Consider the following 16,649-nt stretch of genomic DNA (forward strand, 5'->3'; position numbering starts at 1 on the left):
TTCCTAAAACGTCAATTAGAATTGACTGAAGGTTAAAGTTAATCGAACAGCCTTGTCGGTAGATACTCTTAAAAACGTTTTTCCATGTAATTGATTTGTCTGCCACATTCGATTTGTAAGTTTAACTGAATTTTGCCAAGAAATCAGAGCAATATCATCTAATTGTAGCTCAGCATTTCCATTTTTTGGTGGAGAGTGAATAAATGCAAAACGCATTCCTCGAGGAGGTAAATTTTCAGGGCCTAGTACATTTGTGTCGTCTGGGAGTTCAAAGTCAATATTAAACGGTTGCCAATCAAACTCCCCACCTTCTAATACAGGGAAAGTTTGCTCAGAGAAAACAAGCGAATCTTCTGAAGTTAAAATACTCAAATCAAGGTCGAATTTACCAGCATTCATGCCTTTAGCGTAACCATAAAGTGTATGCTTATGAAAAACTTGACTAACATCATCGGCTGGCGTCAGCGGGAACGCTCGTACTGTTTGTTTGAAAGGCACACGCAATGCAAAGTTATCATATTGATCTCGGCTTAAACATAGGCCTTGATTGCCATGATATGCCCCCGTAATACAGGGAGTTGTGTCTTCATCTGAATGATCCCAATGATTCACTTCAAATTGGGTATCATCGTTATCCCAGTCTTCAAAATCACCAAAGACAAGCAAATCCCTGCCTAAAGTTATTTCGGTCACCTCTTCAGTCGTACTAATCTGACTTAAAAAGCTGTCACTCGGTGCTAACATTCGTAAGTCTATGATGTGCTCACCAGCATCGAGCTCAATCACCTCTTGTTTTAACTGTGATGCAGATACTTGCTGGTTGAATAATACTTCGGCATAACCTTGTTTAGGTATCACTGTTACGTTGTTAGAAAACTCTGCTACTCGTTTAATTAAATAATTACTCAAGTCTCCAGAAATTAAACGGGGCTTATATTCTTCGATATAGATAGGGTAAGCTCTTGCAGAGCTGACTTTTGGCACGGCGTTTTTGTTAACTCTGACTTCTACAGCAAGGCCTAGCACAGTTTCTAATCTATTTTGATCAAAAACAAAATTACCAAGTCCTAATAATGTGGGTATCTCATCGTAAACAGCAAAACCTTGCGCAACGTGAGGATGGTGGGTAACCATTAAATCAGGCTTATTATCGAATCTAGAAATAAGATTGTAGCGATTTTCGATATAGTCCGTTTGCGCATAAGAATACTCATCACCACCATGCAATTGAACGACTGTGAAATCACTGTTTTCAGTGCTCATCTGTATTGCTTCGGCCAGTCCTGCTGAATCAGATAAATCCGCAGCTCCACCTTTTTCATCGTCAGCTACATATGTCACGGCATGATCGCCGCCTCGAATTGAAGTTGCAGACACCAGTCCGAGGGTTGTGCCTTTAACATTTTGAAATACAGGCGCGTAAGCTGCTGCTTTTGTCAACCCTGCACCGCTATGTAGAAGCCCTGCTTCAGATACAAACTTTAAAGAATCATTTAACCCATCAAGTTGATAATCGTAAACATGATTATTACCTAAGGCGACGTAATCTATACCAATTGATTTTAACCCTTCAAGGGTTTCAGGAAGAGAGAAAAATGAAAATTCCTTCGTAGGGTGAACACTCACAGGCTGGTTTAGCACCGGTGATTCTAAGTTAACTGAGGCAAAATCAAGATTCAAAAAAAGTGGCTTTACATACTCTGTAATTTCAATGGAAGCAGTCGCCGCATTTGATTTGTTTATAATTGCGTCCGGTAAGTCGGGTACAGAGTTATTCATTGTAGTGATGTTTGGGTCCATAAATCGACGACCAAACATGGTATCGCCAGCAAAGACTAGGCTAATTTCTTCTTCTGTTTTAGTTGAAAGTACAATGACTTCACTATTGTGTTTGTCAGATACATTAACGGTTGTGAAAAAAAGGTGGTAACTGGGGTGCGTTATCTCCACTGGATAATTACCCAAAGTTAAGGTGTTTAACTGTATGGTGCCTTGAGAATTCGTTTGATGAATATTGCCAGCGATTTTGACATCCAGATTGGCAACTGGCGCTCCAGCTGTATTTTTGATTTGAAGAGAGAAAGGAACAATGGTCTCAACAACATTATCACGTTCATTTGTTTCTTCTTGTTGTTGTTCTGAAGGGCCTGTTTCATAAGGGTCTTCAACAGAACAAGCTGATATAAATATGGGGAGTAAGAATATAATAAAACGGTTTACAATTTTTTTTGGGCAGCTAGGTAATGGCATCTAAAACTCACATATATCAGTCGATAGTATTATAAAATATTTGTTTAGCTCTGTGCAATTGTTAATTTTGTATCTAATATGTGTACTAAATAATTCAACAAAATATCTTCTACAAAGAATAAGTATAGTAAAACGTCCAATAATGTTTACATTTTTCTAGTCTGATGACTATTCTTAGAGTATCATTTCGCCGAGTAATGTATAGCCCTGTTTGAGGAACGAATGCGTCTTGAAATCCTGTGTGCTGATCGGATAGGAATAGCACAAGAAGTTTTAAACATATTAGTAAATTATCAGGTTGACCTTAAAGGTATTGAGGTTGATTCTGTTAATTGCAAAATGTATGTCAGCTTCCCGCCTATTGAGTTTGAACAGTTTCAGAAGATAATGCCTGAAATCCGTTTGATTGATGGTGTAGAAGATGTACGAACAACTGCCTTTTTACCGTCTGAGCGTGAGCATAATGAACTGAATACTTTGCTTAGTGCACTTCCAGATGGCGTAATATCTATTGATGCAAAGGGGTGGGTGCGTCATTGCAATGACGCAGCTTGTAAAGACCTCAGTTTGAGCCTAGATGATGTTTTGGGTGAGAATATTAATAACCTTCTAAAAGGATTTAACTTTACACGCTGGTTAGAAGGCAAGGAGGTATTAGGTCAAACTACACGCGTTGAAGTCGGTGGGGAAGATTTCATTGCGGATATTTTACCGATTACTGTTCCACAAAAACCAGATGGTGACATTCTTGCCGGTGCGGTCATCAACATAAAGTCGCAAAGCCGTTTAGGTCAGCAAGTGAGTGCATTTAGACGCTATGGGCAAGAAAGCTTTGCGACTATACATAGTAATAGCACTGCTATGCGTCGTGTCGTGCGTGAAGCCCGCAAGATGTCTCAACTAGACGCTCCAATTCTTATTACTGGTGAAACGGGCACGGGCAAAGAGTTACTGGCTCGAGCATGCCACTACGCGTCAAATCGCTCAATCAAACCATTTATTGCATTGTCTTGCGCATCCTTACCAGATGATGTCGCCGAATCAGAATTATTTGGTTATGCTGGTTTTGAAGAAAACGCAGCGCCAAAGCGGGGAGTATTGGAACAAGCTGATGGCGGGACTGTATTCTTAGATGAAGTTGGCGAAATGTCGACGCAGCTGCAAACAAAGCTTCTGCGTTTCTTGCAAGATGGCACATTCAGAAAAGTGGGTGATGAAAACGAAGTTAAAGTAAATGTGCGGATCATTGCAGCAACTCAGAAAGATTTACCAGCGATGGTTCAAGAGGGTACATTTAGAGAAGATCTGTACTATCGAATCAATGTTTTAACTTTGGATATTGCGCCACTCAGAGATAGAAAAGCCGATATAGGCCCACTCACAGAGCACTTTATTCAAAAATATGCACAGCAAAATGGCCAACCAGCACCAACGTTGGCGTCTGATTGTTTAGTGTTTTTAGAACAATATCCTTGGCCTGGTAATGTAAGGCAACTTGAGAATGCAGTATATCGAGCTGTATCTTTGCTTGATGATAAAGAACTTCGTGTAGAGCATATGCAGCTACCTACTTTCACACACGAATTAGGTTATTTAGAGTCTGATTTTGAAGGCACTTTAGAGCATGCGGTGAAACGATTTGAAGCGACGCTTCTGAGAAAGCTCTATCCGGCATATCCAAGCTCTAGACAATTAGCAAAGCGACTAGGTTTGAGTCATACCGCGGTGGCTAATAAGCTAAGAGAGTATGGTATTAATAGAAAAACGGTAAAGGTATAAATCACTAACCTCTAATTAAGAGGTAAGATAATATCTTAATCGATGAGTTTGCTAACAGTCTTGTATGGGGCTTTTAGTAATCAGCCAGCGGTTGTAGTTAGTAGTAAATACTTCAACCGATGGCTTGAACAAATTATGTTAGAAGCTGGTTTGTTTTTTTAGCTCAAGTAAATCAAGTGGTGGAGCTATTTTTTTGCTCCCATATCTTTTGTTACACCATCAATTTTTATGTTGTCTATACCGTCTTCTTTAAACTTAATCTGGATACTGACGTTGTTTTTAACAAGAAAGTAATCAGTTTTGTTTAAAGATAATACATAATCACCTTTAACTGGCACCTTAAATTTCTTTTTCTTCAAAGTGATAGTTTGCTCGCCTAATTGCCATTCAAAGCTATCAATAAATCCGGCATTAAATTCTTGAACCCATACTTTTTCATCGTCTTTACTCAATGTAAGTGCGATTGAATACGACTCAGGTAAACTGGACATATTGTAGGATTTATTGCCAATCTTGAATTTTTTATTTTGTTCATCCCATGCAAAACCAAAAGTAAATGGTTTGTCTATTCCCGTAGGATAAGTGATTTTACCTTCACCTACTAAATTAAAATCTGCAAAAGCACTTGAAGAGAAAAGTAAGCTTGCAATCAGAATAGAATATAACTTCATAGTTTGCTCTTATTAAAGTATTTAGTTTTAAGCCTAGTGGAGGGTACGATGCTTATCAACTATTTATTGTTAGTGACTAAGCATATGTTAAACTTTATTTTTTACTTACTGGTTGGACCATAAATGAACCTTTACTTTAGGCTTCTGCTGTTATTACTAAAAATTAAAAGAAATAAGCAATACAAAGGCTTACTGGATGTTAGTGACATAGACTTCAAAGTTATGCCAAGTGACTGTGACATTAATATGCATTTGACCAATTCGAGGTACCTTGCATTTATGGACTTGGCGCGAACTTGGATGACAGAAGAAATTGGCTTATTCAATGTTGTGATGAAGCGTCGTTGGTTCCCAATTGTCAATGCTACTGCGATTACTTATATTCGAGATATTAAACCGCTTGAGTCATTTAAGGTAAGCACTCAGTTAGTTGGTTGGGATCAAAAGTACTTTTATATTGAGCAAAAATTTACAACTGCGAGAGGTCTGCACGCTATTGCTTATGTGAGAGGGGTGTTCAAAAGTAAAAAAGGGATAGTGAGTGTTGAAGATATGCTGATGGCGGCCAATTATTCTGGTCCCACACCAGTTTTATCTGAAGAAATTGAGCACTGGAAAGCAATGTTAGAGGCGAAGAAAAATAGCAATAAAAAAGGCCACTAATGTGGCCTCCGGGATCGAGAAAGTAACTGTATTTTTTCTTAGAACTTGTATTTAACACCAAGCATAGCAACAACAGGGTCAAGTTCTACATCAGATGTTAGAACTTTTGCGCCGTTTGCATAAACTGACGCATCTGTGTTGATGTCCATTTTTGACACCATGCCATGTAAAGCCCATTTTTCATTAATACTGTAGTTAAAGCCTGCTTGAAGTGCTACACCAAAAGAGCTGTCGAGTTCAACTTTTACGTCGTCAGTGCCTAAAACTGTTTTTAGCGTAGAGCTTGCTTCTTCGTCAAAGAAAACAGTGTAGTTTAGACCTGCACCAATAAATGGACGAAATTTTGCGTTTGGTTCAAGGAAGTGATACTGCGCTACAAACGTTGGTGGCAAATGTTTCACGCTTGCTAGATGAACACCACCGATAGCACCTACACCAGTCAGGTTTCCTGAACCAGAGACATCATGAGAAAATGGTGTTGCTGCAATTAATTCAAATACGATGTTATCTGTGTATTGATAATCAAATGTAATACCTAGTTGCGTGTTTGAGTCTGCCACTAAGCCAGCACCTTTATCTTGATCTAGTGCTGAGGCTGTGTCGCTAGGGTTAACATTAATAAGACCAACATTAACGCTTAATTTAGCTTGTGCTAAAGGAGCGGCTACTAAAAGAGTAGTAAGTAGAGCTGCGCCAAGTTTTTTCATTTTCATCTCCTGATGCCTTTGCAAGGTATGTCATTTTTCTTGAAGCAACTATAGGTGAGTCCAAAAAATGAAAACTGTTCTAGATCAATTTTTATTTCAGGTTATTTCAGAAATTTTTGAAACTTTGATTTAGATTAATTTTTAGGTATTAAAATTCCAATTAGAAAACGATAGCGACTTTTAATTGCAAGTAAAATGACACACAAATGCAATACAGCAGCGATTAAATACTGTTTAGTTTTTTATTTAAACGTGAACATTATGATTAATGCGGCAATTGAGAATAAAAAAGAGCTTGATGTCATAGATTTTGTAAAAACTTTGGTAAGCGCTAAATCGATCACGCCAGAAGATGCTGGTACCTTAGCTTGGCTATCTAAACATCTTAAAGAGCTTGACTTCAACATAGATTGTTTCGAAACAAATGGGGTTAAGAATTTAATAGCCTCAAGACATTTTGGTTCTGGGCCAAATTTGGGCTTTATTGGTCATGTAGATGTTGTGCCAGCTTGCTCCAAAGGTTGGAGTGTTTGTCCGTTTTCGGGCGAGATACTCGATGGTTATATCTATGGTAGGGGAGTTGCAGACATGAAAGGTGGTATCGCAGCTATGCTATCAGCAACTAAAAAGTTGCTTAATCAAGCAACCCCTGAATTAGGCAGTTTATACTGGCTTATTACTTCTGACGAAGAAGGTGAAGCTGAGTATGGTAGCAAAGAAATTGCTGCCTATTTAGCAAAAAATAATATAGTTCTTGATGCTTGTCTTGTTGGAGAACCTACAGCAGATGATATAGCTGGAGATACTATTAAAAATGGTCGCAGAGGCGCATTGTCTGGACGGATAAATATAAAAGGTAAGGCTGGACATGTTGCTTATCCTGATAGCAGTATCAATGCTGCACACATTAGTGGAGAAATAATTAACAGTCTAACAAACATAGTTTGGAGCAAGGATGAGTGTGGCTCTAAAACTGGACTACAAGTTACTGGTATAAAGATAAATAATAGTGTCGACAACATTATTCCAGATAACTGTGAAATTACCTTCAATATTCGTTATAGCCACAATTATGACAGCAAGGCCATAATGATGCTTGTTGAGCAGACTTTAACAGAGCAACAAGCTTACATAACGTGTGACTGGGAAAGACCTTGTGAGCCATACTATACAGGGCATAGGCAAAAAAATTGTTTCTTGGCTTTAGTTGAACGTGCGATTTATGAAACCTGCGGTCAATATCCTAAACTGACCACTGCCGGAGGCACTTCGGATGGTCGATTTTTTTCAAATAATCATACTCAAGTCATAGAATGTGGGGTTGCTAACGCTACGATCCATCAAACAAACGAGCGAGTAGCAATAACTGACTTACTTCAAGCTCGTCAGATTTATCACACCATTTTGAAGCATTATTTTAGTTGTTAGGGCGTGTTGCATTTGTTTACAACTCTTTTGAGCTGCGTGCTGTTCAATATTTAGCAAAATGGGTAATATGATAACTATATCATTTTCATATTGTTGGATACCTTAAGCTTACGTTATCATGCAAGGAAGAATGACAATAATTACAGCTTTAACAAAAACAATGAAAAAAATAACGATACTGTTGCTATGTTGTTTTTGCTTCTTTTCAACTCTGAGTCATGCTGATGAACATCTTGAGAAGGACGAATTGCTTTGGCAATTCAGTCTAGGTACGTTTTGGGTTGATTCAACCATGACCCAACTAGTGGGTGCCAAATCTCATTTCAGTACACCCGGTTTATTGATTGATGCAAAAATTGAGTATAAAAACTTTTATTTGAATACACACTCCGGCGATTTCTACGGTGGTTCAGATTTAGGCTACCAATTAGTAATCGAGGACGGTTGGGGCATAGATGCTATTCTTGGCAGTTATCAGCAGTCATTTAACGAAAATGGCTATTACGAGAATAAAGACAAAGTTCCTGAGCTAGCTGGGATCAAAGAAAGAGAGCACGATCTGTCTCTTGGGTTTGCATATTATTTTAATCATGGTGAATTTCAAACGGTAGCCGAACTTGTATTTGATGTTTTCGGGGAAAGTGATGGCTGGTTATTTCATTTAGATACAACACGAAATTTTGAACTTCGGAACTGGGATGTTTGGTTAAATGTTGGTGCAAATTATTATTCATCGGCTTTCATAGATTACTATTATGGTATTGATGCTGATGAGGCAACAGCCTTTCGACCAGAATATGTAGTAAGTAACACTTCCTCACTTTATTTACAGTTACAAGCGGACTACCCTATTGCAGAGAACTGGGTATTCAGTGCAGGTGCATCTGGCTTTGTATACTCATCACATATTGTTGAAAGTCCAATTGTTCACTCTCGACATGCCCGTGTCATTTTTGCGGGAGTGAAATATGTATTTTAAAATGATCTCACTTTGTTCGTTGCTGGTAGCTTCAGCTAGTTACGCACAAACAAAAGATGAAGGACCAACTGAGATCTTAAATGTCATGCCAAGTAAATGCGTGGCGCTAAATGAAGGACGAACCTGTTATACCGATGTAAAATTTGCAGTAACAGCCCCTGATATTGGAGACTACTGCTTAAGAGAAAGTGGTACGAAGAAAATTCTACAATGCTGGGCAAATACCAAGTCCTTCATGTATACATTGAACTTTGGCTCTACTGAAAGCATTAGCTATGAGTTAATCTCCAAACAGAAAAGAGACACCTTGGCGGTGACTACAATTGAAGTAAATTGGGTGCATAAAATTAAGTCGAAAAAACGGCGCTGGAGAATATTTTAAGGGAGAAGGTATCTCCCTTGATTACTTCTTACGAGAACAAAAACTTATAAAGGTTTGGTTAAGTTTTATTGGCACTGTTCAATTAGTTCTCGTAAATGCTGACCAACATCCTGAGTTTTATTCTGGCCCTGTTCAAGCAAGCGTGTCAGCTGAGTTTGTAATTCTGATAATTCGTATTCACCGAGTAAGGTCTTTAAGTAATCTACTGTTTCAGCACCATGTTGAAGTAACTGCCCGATTGTTTCTAAGCTTAGCTCTTGTTCGGTAAGGTTGTTAATTGTCTCTACTAACCCTGCTAAATCTGCACTATCTTGTAAGGCCCCTTCAACTTCTACTAAAGCTCCCATAGGATCTGCATCTAAGTTACTTGCGACACAGGCCGCAACACTACCCTTTTCTGCAGATGCAGCAACAGCTTGAAGACCTTGCTCGCGAATGGCTTCGATCGCAGCCTTTAATTCTTGATTCTCAGATAAGTATTGCTGTTCAATCTGAGCTTTCGAACTTTCGAAAACATCACAACCAGTCAATGAAACCGTTAAAATACTTGCAAAAAATAGAGCTTTTTTCATGTGTGTTCCTAATAAGCGAATTTCTTACAGTTTACGGATCTGAACGTAATTTACCATCCAATTGCGTTAACATATTGCGTTTGGTGCGGTAGTGTTGCATGGATACTACATTGCTATATCCATGAATTTGAGTTTGAACCATATTCGTGAAGACAAATAATATAGTCTGCCATGCTTTTCTCACTGCAAGAGTCAGCTTTGATTTTAAAGTGGCACTTAGCGCCATTAGAAAAACATCACTGAAAATATTAACTTGGTGTTTATCTTGAAAAAGCCGACTTAAATACTCTCGATGCTTGTCGATGAAAAGCCAAACACTTTGTTGTGAAGTTAAATGCGCTGCAAGTGCACAAATATTTTTTTTATGGTCAAAAACACCAGATAAAGGAATAAAAGTGGGCAATTTCTTTTTTATAAGTAAATTAAAGTAAGTAAAAAAGTGCTCAAAATTATCACATACGTCTTTACTAGAGGTGGTCAACAGTTGAAACTGATAAGGGGATAAACTCATAGTGAGTGCCTCAAAAAATAGGCACGTCCATTTGCATTAATCTAAACATCATCAAACTTGAAGATGTTGGCTCAACAAAGCACATAAAAAGTATAGAGGGCTTTTAAGATTTTTGAGCTAAAAATTTAGTCGTTTCAGCTTTTCCGCTTGATTTGAATAAATACAACAGTATTTATCTCCTTTATGGTTGCTTATTTATGGAACACTCCCTATAATACAGCCTGTTTTTGCAGTAGTAGTGCTGCACGTTGGCGCGGGATGGAGCAGCCTGGTAGCTCGTCGGGCTCATAACCCGAAGGTCGTCGGTTCAAATCCGGCTCCCGCAACCAATTTTAGAAAACACATTTCATGTTTTCTTACTCTGGTAGCGCGCATTCATTGTAATGCGCGTTTTGCGTTTATAGCGTTCATAACTAGCGCTTACGTGACCAAGCTAGGCCCTAGGCCGCACAGTTTTGTATTTAGTGTGACGCCCCGCTTGGTTCGGGGCGTTGTTGTATCTAAAGCTTGCTAAAGGTACATGATTACTCTGGGCATTTTGCCCTTTTTTTGTTTGTATGGAGGATATTTGTGTCAAAAATCGAGCTAGAATTGACAGCTATGCTAGAACCTGCTGTTGAAGCATTGGGATTCGAATTATTGGGTCTAGAGTTTGTGCAAGCCGGTCGACACTCGACTCTTCGTGTTTACATAGAGCATGAAAATGGTATCACAGTAGATAACTGTGCAGACGTGAGTCGCCAAGTTAGCGCGATTTTAGATGTTGAAGATCCAATTACAAATGAGTACGACCTTGAAGTGTCTTCACCAGGAGTTGATAGACCTCTTTTTAAGCCTGCTCACTATGAGCAAGCACAAGGCGAAGAATTAAGAGTTCGTACCAAACTTCCGCAAGACGGAAGACGAAATTTCAAAGGTGATTTAGTTGCTGTTACTGGTGACATGATCACACTCCAAATCGACGGGCAGGATCATATGATCATGCTTAGCAATATTGAACGTGCCAACATCATCGCAAAATTTTAATAATTAAAGCGTAGGACAAGGGCAAGCGAGGCATTATTATGGCAAAAGAAATACTTTTAGTAGCAGAAGCTGTTTCAAATGAAAAAGCGGTTCCTAGAGAAAAAATCTTTGAAGCGTTAGAGTTTGCATTAGCGACTGCTACAAAGAAAAAACACGACGGTGAAATTGACGTTCGTGTATCAATCGACCGTAAAACCGGTGAATACGACACTTTCCGTCGCTGGATGGTTGTAAACCCGCAAGAAGATGGGTCATTAGAAAACCCATTTTCAGAAATCACGTTAGAAGCTGCACGTTATGATGATGACAGCATTGAGCTAGGTGATTTTGTTGAAGAGCAAATTGAGTCAATTAAATTTGACCGTATTACTACACAAATGGCCAAGCAAGTAATCGTACAAAAAGTACGTGAAGCTGAGCGTGCACTGGTAGTTGAAGCTTATAAAGACCAGCAAGGTGAGCTAGTAACCGGCGTGGTAAAGAAAGCAACGCGCGATGCAATTGTCATTGACTTAGGTAACAATGCTGAAGCGGTTATTTACAGAGAAGATATGTTACCGCGTGAAAGCTTCCGACCAGGTGACCGTGTTCGTGGCCTATTATACGAAGTAAAACCAGAAGCTCGTGGCGCTCAGTTATTCGTAACACGTTCTAAGCCTGAGATGCTGATGGAATTATTCCGCATTGAAGTGCCAGAGATTGGCGAAGAAATGATCGAGCTACGTGGTGCTGCGCGAGATCCTGGCTCACGTGCTAAAATCGCGGTTAAGTCAAATGACAAGCGTATTGACCCTGTAGGTGCATGTGTTGGTATGCGTGGTGCACGTGTACAAGCTGTATCAACTGAACTAGGTGGTGAACGTGTTGATATCGTACTTTACGATGACAACCCAGCACAGTTTGTTATTAACGCTATGGCTCCAGCAGAAGTTGCCTCAATTGTGATGGATGAAGATTCACGCTCAATGGACATTGCTGTTGAAGCTGACAACCTTGCGCAAGCAATTGGCCGTAATGGTCAGAATATCCGTTTAGCGAGTCAATTAACTGGCTGGGAACTAAACGTGATGACAGTTGAAGATATGGAAGCGAAAAACGCTGCTGAATCTGACAAACTGATTAACTTATTCACAGAAAACTTAGACATCGATGATGATTTTGCGACTTTACTGATCAACGAAGGCTTCTCTTCACTTGAAGAAGTAGCTTACGTGCCTGCAGCTGAGTTTTTAGAAATCGATGGCCTTGATGAAGATACAGTTGAAGAGCTTCGAAATCGTGCGAAAGATGCACTAACGACAAGTGCTCTGAAGACTGAAGAAAGTCTTGAAGGTGCTGAGCCTGCAGAAGACTTACTTGCTCTAGAAGGGTTAGAACGTCACCTTGCGTTTGTAATGGCAAGCAAAGGTGTTGTAACACTTGAAGATTTAGCAGAGCAAGGTATTGACGAATTAGTAGAGATTACAGAACTTTCAGAAGAGCAAGCGGGTGAGCTAATCATGGCTGCACGTAATATCTGTTGGTTTGGTGAAGACGCATAAAATTTATTAACGGAGGTAACACACACTATGGCAGAAGTAAGTATTGAAAAACTGGCCGAAACAATTGATACATCTGTTGATAAACTGTTACAGCAATTAAGTGATGCTGGGATCAGCAAAAACAGTGGTGATATGGTCACTGAAGCTGAAAAAGCACAATTACTTGATCATTTGAGCAAACAGCACGGTGGTAAAGGTGCTGAAGGCCCAGAGCGTATGACATTACAGCGTAAAAGTAAAAGTACCTTAAGCGTTAAAGGTTCAACAGGTAAAGAGAAATCGGTACAAGTTGAAGTTCGCAAAAAGCGTACTTATGTCAAAAAGAGCGCCGTTGAACAGCAAAAAGAGCAAGAGCGTTTAGCGCAAGAGGAAGCTGCTCGTAAAGAAGCTGAACTTAAAGCTCAGCAAGAAGCTGAACAAAAGGCGAGAGAAGAAGCAGAGCGTAAAGCAAAAGAGGAAGCTGATCGCAAAGCGAAAGAAGAAGCTAAGCGTAAAGCTGATGCCGAACGTAAAGCCAAAGAACAGCAGAGCAAGCAAGTGGATACAGAACAGCAAGAGAAAGATCGTCTAGAGGCTGAGAGATTGCAGAAAGAAGCAGAAGAAGCAGCATTGAAAAAGGCTGAAGAAGAAGCAAAACGTCAAGCTGAAGAAGCGCGTCGTCTAGCTGAAGAAAACGAAGCACGCTGGAAGAAGGAAGAAGAAGAGCGCAAGAAGCGCGAAGAAACAGCAGATCACCATATGACTACATCAACGTATGCTCGTGAAGCCGAAGATGAGTCAGATGCGCGTGAAGAAAAGAGTGCACGTCGTAAGAAGAAGAAAAAAGGTCCAGCTAAAGCTGAAGCACCAGCGAGAGGCCGTAAAGGCAAGCTGAAAGCACCAACATCTTTACAACACGGTTTCCAAAAGCCAGTTGCAGACGTAAAACAAGAAGTTCGTATCAGCGAAACAATTACAGTTGCTGAGCTTGCATCTCGCATGGCGGTTAAGGGCGTTGAAGTCGTTAAAACCATGATGAAGATGGGTGAAATGGTTACTATTAACCAAGTACTTGACCAAGAAACTGCACAAGTTGTTGCTGAAGAAATGGGTCACCAGGTTGTTCTTGTTAAAGAGAACGAGCTAGAAGAAAAAGTACTAAATGACCGTTGTGAAGGTTCAGCTGAGCTGAAATCTCGTGCTCCAGTTGTAACGGTTATGGGTCACGTTGACCACGGTAAAACGTCAACACTTGATTACATTCGTTCTAAGAACGTTGTATCAGGCGAAGCGGGTGGTATTACTCAGCATATCGGTGCTTACCACGTTGAAACTGAAAACGGCATGGTTACTTTCCTAGATACTCCGGGTCACGCAGCGTTTACTTCAATGCGTGCTCGTGGTGCGAAAGCAACTGATATTGTTATCCTAGTTGTTGCTGCAGATGATGGTGTAATGCCTCAAACAATTGAAGCGGTACAGCACGCGAAAGCGGCTGAAGTACCACTTATTGTTGCCGTAAACAAAATCGATAAAGAAACAGCTGATCCAGATCGCGTTAAGAATGAACTTTCTCAGCATGATGTAATTCCTGAAGATTGGGGCGGTGACGTACAGTTTGTTCACATCTCAGCGAAGACAGGTCAAGGTGTTGATGAGCTACTTGAAGCAGTTCTAATGCAGGCTGAAATTCTTGAACTTACAGCAGTTCATGACGGTATGGCGTCAGGTGTTGTCATTGAATCTCGTCTAGATAAAGGCCGTGGTCCTGTTGCTTCTGTTCTAGTTCAGTCAGGTACGCTTAAGCAAGGTGATATTGTACTTTGTGGTCTTGAGTACGGCCGTGTTCGTGCAATGAAAGACGAAGATGGTAAAGACATCAAGCAAGCTGGCCCTTCAATTCCAGTAGAGATTCTAGGTCTTTCTGGTGTGCCAGCTGCAGGTGATGAAGCGACAGTTGTTAAAGATGAGCGTAAAGCCCGTGAAGTAGCACTTTATCGTCAAGGTAAGTTCCGTGATGTTAAACTTGCTCGTCAGCAAAAAGCGAAGCTTGAGAATATGTTCTCTAACATGACTGAAGGCGATGTGTCTGAAGTTAATGTGGTACTTAAAGCGGACGTTCAAGGTTCAGTTGAAGCGATTTCAGATGCACTAGTTAAGCTATCAACAGATGAAGTTAAAGTGAAGATTGTTGGTACTGGTGTTGGTGGTATCACTGAAACTGATGCAACACTTGCTGCAGCATCTAACGCGATTGTTGTAGGCTTCAACGTACGTGCTGATGCTTCTGCTCGTAAAGTGATTGAAGCTGAAAGCCTAGACTTACGTTATTACAGTGTAATCTACCACTTAATCGACGAAGTTAAACAGGCAATGTCTGGTATGCTTGCACCAGAATTCAAGCAAGAAATCATTGGTCTTGCTGAAGTTCGTGATGTGTTTAAGTCACCTAAAATTGGCGCAATTGCTGGTTGTATGGTTACTGAAGGTGTTGTTAAACGTAACAATCCAATCCGTGTACTTCGTGATAACGTTGTTATTTACGAAGGTGAGCTTGAATCACTACGTCGCTTCAAAGATGACGTAAATGAAGTTCGTAACGGTATGGAATGTGGTATCGGTGTTAAGAATTACAACGATGTACGCGTAGGCGACCAAATCGAAGTATTTGAAGTTGTAGAGATCCAGCGTAGCCTATAATCAACTGCTATACTGATTTACAAAAATGGGGGCATTTATATGCCCCCATTCGTCTATTAGATATATGAATAAAACTATTACTAAAATCAATGGTTTAAATTACAAGTAGGTGATAATGAGAGAATTTTCTCGTACTGACAGAGTTGCACAGCAAATTCAAAAAGAAATCGCTGTGATCTTACAAAGAGAAATTAAAGATCCGCGTTTAGGTTTTGTGACGGTTTCTGCCGTTGAAGTTTCAAGAGACCTTTCATACGCGAAAATCTTCGTGACTGTGTTAAATACCAGTGATGAAGACAAAACCAAGCAAAGCGTACAAATACTGAATGATGCAACGGGTTATATTCGTTCTATTTTAGGCAAACGTATTCGCGCTCGTATAATGCCTGAGCTGAGATTTGTGGTTGATACATCACTGCTTGAAGGTATGCGTATTTCTAACTTAGTTGACTCTGTGATCCGTGAAGACAATGCGAAGCGCGGCCCAGAGGAAGAAAGCGAAGAGTAATCATAATGGCGAGACGGTCTAAAGGTCGCCCGGTTGATGGCATTTTACTTCTTCACAAGCCAGAAGGCATTTCTTCAAATAAAGCATTACAGCGTGCTAAAGGTATTTATTACGCGCAAAAAGCAGGTCACACAGGGGCGCTAGACCCTCTTGCGACAGGCATGCTACCAATTTGTTTTGGTGAAGCGACTAAGTTCAGCCAGTTTTTACTTGATACTGATAAAACCTATGTCGTAAGAGCAAAATTAGGCGAACGTACCACTACCTCAGACTCTGACGGTGAAGTAGTTGAAACCCGTCCAGTTGCAGTAACGCAAGAAATGCTTGAAGAGCAAGTAGCTAGCTTTTTAGGTGAATCAGATCAGTACCCTTCGATGTACTCTGCGTTGAAATATGAAGGCAAGCCCCTGTATTTTTATGCAAGACAAGGTATCGAAGTGCCACGTAAATGTCGCAAGATTAATGTGTTCAGTTTAACACTAGACGAATATGATGCTGAAAATGAAGAAATTCAAATGACAGCGCACGTGTCTAAAGGCACTTATATTCGCACGATTGTGGACGACCTAGGTGAAAAGCTTGGTTGTGGCGCACATGTGATTATGCTTCATCGTTCAAAAGTGGGGCATTATCCAAGCGATAAAATGCTGACACTAGAGCAACTTGAAGAAAAACTAAATCAGGCGAAAGCAGAAGAGTTACCTGCAAGTACGTATCTAGACGAATTGCTGTTACCCATGGATACCGCACTCGTTGATTTACCTAGTGTTGAAATTGATGAAACGCAAGGCATTGCATTTGGCCACGGTCAAACAGTAAGTTGTGGTGAGTTGCCAGATGGCCCGATTAAAGTCGTTGCCAATGGGCAATTTGCCGGTGTGGGTGAACGTAATGATCAAGGCTTACTAAAAGCAAAACGCGCACTTTCAAGCCAGCAAGATTAAATACTAGAG

General features: G+C 40.2%; 15 protein-coding genes and 1 tRNA gene. 11 read left to right on the top strand and 5 right to left on the bottom strand.

Translation table 11 applies throughout. From position 1 onward, the window contains the following. Positions 1 to 15 precede the first annotated feature (15 nt). Complete coding sequence (locus PP2015_RS05220; RefSeq protein WP_083496521.1) at positions 16 to 2,250, bottom strand: CapA family protein; 2,235 nt, start codon at positions 2,248 to 2,250, stop codon at positions 16 to 18. 222 nt (positions 2,251 to 2,472) lie between these two features. Here PP2015_RS05220 and tyrR point away from each other — a divergent pair, with 222 nt between their 5' ends. Beyond that, the gene (tyrR, locus tag PP2015_RS05225) at positions 2,473 to 4,029 is read left to right on the top strand and encodes a transcriptional regulator TyrR (protein ID WP_058029270.1); all 1,557 of its coding nucleotides are present in this window, start codon (positions 2,473 to 2,475) and stop codon (positions 4,027 to 4,029) included. Positions 4,030 to 4,214: 185 nt separating this feature from the next. On the opposite strand, the gene PP2015_RS05230 is transcribed toward tyrR, so the two are convergent. Then, entirely contained in the window at positions 4,215 to 4,700 is a 486-nt protein-coding gene (locus tag PP2015_RS05230; RefSeq protein WP_058029271.1) for a hypothetical protein, read from the bottom strand. A 123-nt stretch (positions 4,701 to 4,823) separates the two neighbouring features. Here PP2015_RS05230 and PP2015_RS05235 point away from each other — a divergent pair, with 123 nt between their 5' ends. Then, a complete protein-coding gene (locus PP2015_RS05235; protein ID WP_058029272.1) occupies positions 4,824 to 5,363 on the top strand; it encodes a thioesterase family protein in 540 nt (179 codons plus the stop codon). A 38-nt stretch (positions 5,364 to 5,401) separates the two neighbouring features. Here PP2015_RS05235 and PP2015_RS05240 read toward each other — a convergent pair whose 3' ends face one another. Beyond that, positions 5,402 to 6,070: an OmpW/AlkL family protein gene (locus PP2015_RS05240; protein WP_058031548.1), complete on the bottom strand. Its 669-nt coding sequence runs from the start codon at positions 6,068 to 6,070 to the stop codon at positions 5,402 to 5,404. A 261-nt stretch (positions 6,071 to 6,331) separates the two neighbouring features. Here PP2015_RS05240 and dapE point away from each other — a divergent pair, with 261 nt between their 5' ends. The 3 genes from dapE to PP2015_RS05255 all read left to right on the top strand — a co-directional run bounded on the left by dapE (position 6,332) and on the right by PP2015_RS05255 (position 8,859). Further along, positions 6,332 to 7,498, top strand: a complete 1,167-nt coding sequence (gene dapE / locus PP2015_RS05245) for a succinyl-diaminopimelate desuccinylase (RefSeq protein WP_058031549.1) — start codon at positions 6,332 to 6,334, stop codon at positions 7,496 to 7,498. A 160-nt stretch (positions 7,499 to 7,658) separates the two neighbouring features. Then, a complete protein-coding gene (locus PP2015_RS05250; RefSeq protein ID WP_058031550.1) occupies positions 7,659 to 8,477 on the top strand; it encodes a MipA/OmpV family protein in 819 nt (272 codons plus the stop codon). Further along, positions 8,467 to 8,859, top strand: a complete 393-nt coding sequence (locus tag PP2015_RS05255) for a DUF3019 domain-containing protein (protein WP_058029273.1) — start codon at positions 8,467 to 8,469, stop codon at positions 8,857 to 8,859. Before PP2015_RS05250 ends, PP2015_RS05255 begins: the two co-directional genes overlap by 11 nt. A 65-nt stretch (positions 8,860 to 8,924) precedes the next feature. On the opposite strand, the gene PP2015_RS05260 is transcribed toward PP2015_RS05255, so the two are convergent. Both PP2015_RS05260 and PP2015_RS05265 read right to left on the bottom strand, forming a co-directional pair. Then, a complete protein-coding gene (locus PP2015_RS05260; protein WP_058029274.1) occupies positions 8,925 to 9,431 on the bottom strand; it encodes a hypothetical protein in 507 nt (168 codons plus the stop codon). A 31-nt stretch (positions 9,432 to 9,462) separates the two neighbouring features. Next, a complete protein-coding gene (locus tag PP2015_RS05265; RefSeq protein WP_058029275.1) occupies positions 9,463 to 9,942 on the bottom strand; it encodes a hypothetical protein in 480 nt (159 codons plus the stop codon). A 252-nt stretch (positions 9,943 to 10,194) separates the two neighbouring features. On the opposite strand from PP2015_RS05265, the gene PP2015_RS05270 reads away from it, so the two are divergent. The 6 genes from PP2015_RS05270 to truB all read left to right on the top strand — a co-directional run bounded on the left by PP2015_RS05270 (position 10,195) and on the right by truB (position 16,640). Further along, positions 10,195 to 10,271: transfer RNA gene (locus tag PP2015_RS05270), tRNA-Met, on the top strand. A 241-nt stretch (positions 10,272 to 10,512) separates the two neighbouring features. Beyond that, positions 10,513 to 10,968, top strand: a complete 456-nt coding sequence (gene rimP, locus PP2015_RS05275) for a ribosome maturation factor RimP (RefSeq protein ID WP_058029276.1) — start codon at positions 10,513 to 10,515, stop codon at positions 10,966 to 10,968. A 38-nt stretch (positions 10,969 to 11,006) separates the two neighbouring features. Then, entirely contained in the window at positions 11,007 to 12,509 is a 1,503-nt protein-coding gene (nusA, locus tag PP2015_RS05280; RefSeq protein ID WP_058029277.1) for a transcription termination factor NusA, read from the top strand. Between the two features lie 27 nt (positions 12,510 to 12,536). After that, positions 12,537 to 15,188, top strand: coding sequence for a translation initiation factor IF-2 (gene infB / locus PP2015_RS05285; RefSeq protein ID WP_058029278.1), 2,652 nt, complete (start codon positions 12,537 to 12,539; stop codon positions 15,186 to 15,188). 115 nt (positions 15,189 to 15,303) lie between these two features. Then, positions 15,304 to 15,696, top strand: a complete 393-nt coding sequence (gene rbfA / locus PP2015_RS05290; RefSeq protein WP_058029279.1) for a 30S ribosome-binding factor RbfA — start codon at positions 15,304 to 15,306, stop codon at positions 15,694 to 15,696. A gap of 5 nt (positions 15,697 to 15,701) precedes the next feature. After that, positions 15,702 to 16,640, top strand: a complete 939-nt coding sequence (truB, locus tag PP2015_RS05295; protein ID WP_058029280.1) for a tRNA pseudouridine(55) synthase TruB — start codon at positions 15,702 to 15,704, stop codon at positions 16,638 to 16,640. The last annotated feature ends 9 nt before the right edge of the window (positions 16,641 to 16,649 follow it).

The sequence above is a fragment of the Pseudoalteromonas phenolica genome, from assembly GCF_001444405.1.
Lineage (GTDB): Bacteria > Pseudomonadota > Gammaproteobacteria > Enterobacterales > Alteromonadaceae > Pseudoalteromonas > Pseudoalteromonas phenolica.

Coding starts and splice junctions, on each gene's coding strand:
- PP2015_RS05235 (WP_058029272.1), top strand. CDS start 4,824: ATGAACCTTTACTTTAGGCTTCTGCTGTTATTACTAAAAATTAAAAGA.
- PP2015_RS05260 (WP_058029274.1), bottom strand. CDS start 9,431: ATGAAAAAAGCTCTATTTTTTGCAAGTATTTTAACGGTTTCATTGACT.
- PP2015_RS05265 (WP_058029275.1), bottom strand. CDS start 9,942: ATGAGTTTATCCCCTTATCAGTTTCAACTGTTGACCACCTCTAGTAAA.
- nusA (WP_058029277.1), top strand. CDS start 11,007: ATGGCAAAAGAAATACTTTTAGTAGCAGAAGCTGTTTCAAATGAAAAA.
- PP2015_RS05230 (WP_058029271.1), bottom strand. CDS start 4,700: ATGAAGTTATATTCTATTCTGATTGCAAGCTTACTTTTCTCTTCAAGT.
- PP2015_RS05240 (WP_058031548.1), bottom strand. CDS start 6,070: ATGAAAAAACTTGGCGCAGCTCTACTTACTACTCTTTTAGTAGCCGCT.
- dapE (WP_058031549.1), top strand. CDS start 6,332: ATGATTAATGCGGCAATTGAGAATAAAAAAGAGCTTGATGTCATAGAT.
- rbfA (WP_058029279.1), top strand. CDS start 15,304: ATGAGAGAATTTTCTCGTACTGACAGAGTTGCACAGCAAATTCAAAAA.
- PP2015_RS05220 (WP_083496521.1), bottom strand. CDS start 2,250: ATGCCATTACCTAGCTGCCCAAAAAAAATTGTAAACCGTTTTATTATA.
- PP2015_RS05255 (WP_058029273.1), top strand. CDS start 8,467: ATGTATTTTAAAATGATCTCACTTTGTTCGTTGCTGGTAGCTTCAGCT.
- truB (WP_058029280.1), top strand. CDS start 15,702: ATGGCGAGACGGTCTAAAGGTCGCCCGGTTGATGGCATTTTACTTCTT.
- PP2015_RS05250 (WP_058031550.1), top strand. CDS start 7,659: ATGAAAAAAATAACGATACTGTTGCTATGTTGTTTTTGCTTCTTTTCA.
- tyrR (WP_058029270.1), top strand. CDS start 2,473: ATGCGTCTTGAAATCCTGTGTGCTGATCGGATAGGAATAGCACAAGAA.
- infB (WP_058029278.1), top strand. CDS start 12,537: ATGGCAGAAGTAAGTATTGAAAAACTGGCCGAAACAATTGATACATCT.